The sequence below is a fragment of the uncultured Amnibacterium sp. genome, from assembly GCF_964244015.1.
Taxonomy (GTDB): Bacteria; Actinomycetota; Actinomycetes; order Actinomycetales; family Microbacteriaceae; genus Amnibacterium.
Genome location: NZ_CAXTHO010000038.1, coordinates 1 through 1,820 on the forward strand (window position 1 = coordinate 1; position 1,820 = coordinate 1,820).

The 1,820-nt window shown below is 73.2% G+C and carries 1 protein-coding gene and 1 pseudogene; both read right to left on the minus strand.

Features of this window, described 5'->3' with window-relative positions; translation table 11 throughout:
• Positions 1 to 281: 281 nt before the first annotated feature.
• Positions 282 to 1,166, minus strand: coding sequence for a DNA-3-methyladenine glycosylase family protein (locus ACFE67_RS06320; protein ID WP_375406023.1), 885 nt, complete (start codon positions 1,164 to 1,166; stop codon positions 282 to 284).
• Between the two features lie 21 nt (positions 1,167 to 1,187).
• Positions 1,188 to 1,754 (minus strand): annotated as a pseudogene (locus ACFE67_RS06325) (HflX GTPase family protein); the annotation flags it as partial.
• Positions 1,755 to 1,820 lie beyond the last annotated feature (66 nt).

Consider the following 1,820-nt stretch of genomic DNA (forward strand, 5'->3'; position numbering starts at 1 on the left):
GCCTCCACGGCCGGGGACTACCTGCTGTCGGCGACCGGAGGCGTGCTGTTCGCGAGTCCCGGCTCAGCCGCGATCGAGCTGTGGGCCGCGCTGATCGCCCTCGCGGTCTGGCTCGCTGCGGTCTGGGTACCGGCCCTCGTCCTGACGCAGGTCCGGGACGTCTGACCGGACGCCACGCGCGGTGGAGCCGACCGTCCTCCAGCAGGCCGACGTCGGTCCAGCAGGCTGCATCCGCGGTCCACAGCCTGCCGAAGCGGCGACAGCCTGCCGACGTGCTCGGTTCAGGCGGGGAGCGAGTTGACCGCGTGGACGCCGGTCGTCCAGAGGTACTGCACCGCGTGCGCGCGGTACGGGGACCAGGCGCGTGACCTCGCCTCCAGCGCGCGCGGCGCGTCCGGCAGGCCGAGCCGTCGCGCGGCCAGGACCACACCCAGGTCGGTGGGCAGGAAGGCGTCCGTGTCACCGAGGGCGCGCATCAGGACGGTGTCGGCGGTCCAGGGACCGACGCCCGGCAGTGCGAGCAGCGCCGAACGGACGGCGGCAGGAGGCGCGGTGAGGTCGGCCGTGCCGTCGGCCAGCGCGGCCGCGACGGTCAGCAGCGTGCGGATCCTCGATCGAGGCATCCGCGCGACCTCGGCGACCCCCTCCGGATCCGCCACCAGATCGGCGGCGCGCGGGAACAGGTGGGTCAGTCCGCCGATCGGGTGCTCGAGCGGTGCTCCGAACGCCGCGACGAGGCGCGCTGCGTGCGTGCGGGCCGCAGCCGTCGACACCTGCTGCCCGAGGACGGCGCGAAGCGCCATCGCCTCCGGATCGAGCGTGCCGGGCACGCGTCGTCCGGGTGCGGCGTCGACGAGCGGCGCCAGGACGGGATCCGCGGACAGCACGCGCTGCACGGCCCGCGGATCGACGTCCAGGTCGAAGGTGCGCCGGATGCGCAGCAGGGCATCCGCGTCGTCCGACCGGTGCGCGAGCCACAGATCGACGGGGATCTCACCGCCCTCCGGCAGCCCGACCTCCACGATCCCCGGCCCGTGCGCCAGCGGGACGGCCGCGCGGTAGCGGCCGTCCCGCCACTCCTCCACGCCCGGCACCGCGGTCGCCGCGAGGTGCCCGTAGAGGTTCGACGGCTCGAGCGGCCCGACGAACCCGAGTCGACGCGTCACGGATCAGACCGATGCGAAGGGTCAGAGGAGGTAGGGCTCGAGCGCGGCCCGCTCCTCGTCGTCGACGAGCGCCTGGATGCGAGCGCCGGTCTCCTCGTAGACGGTCGCGAGCACGCGGCCCTTGTCGTGCAGCCGCGAGACCAGCTCGCCGTGCGCGAACGGGATCAGCACCGTCACCTCGTGCCGCGGTACGGGCAGCAGCGCCGCGATCGTGTCGAGCAGCCGGTCTATCCCCTCGCCGGACCTCGCGGATACGAACAGGGCGGTCGGTTCCATGCCGCGCAGCACCAGTCGCGTCGCCTCGTCGGCGAGATCGGCCTTGTTGAACACGACCTGCTCGGGCACGTCCCTGGCGCCGACCTCGGCGATGACCTGCCGGACGGTGGCGAGCTGCGCAGCCGGATCCGGATGGGAGGCGTCGACGACGTGCAGCACGAGGTCCGCATGCTCGACCTCCTCGAGCGTCGATCGGAACGCCTCCACCAGCTGATGCGGCAGGTTCCGCACGAACCCGACGGTGTCGACCAGCGTGTAGGGCCGGCCGTCCTCCGTCTCGGTCCGGCGCACGGTCGTGTCGAGCGTGGCAAAGAGTTTATCCGCGACCAGCACCTCGCTGCCGGTGAGGGCGCGCATCAGCGACGACTTGCCCTCGTT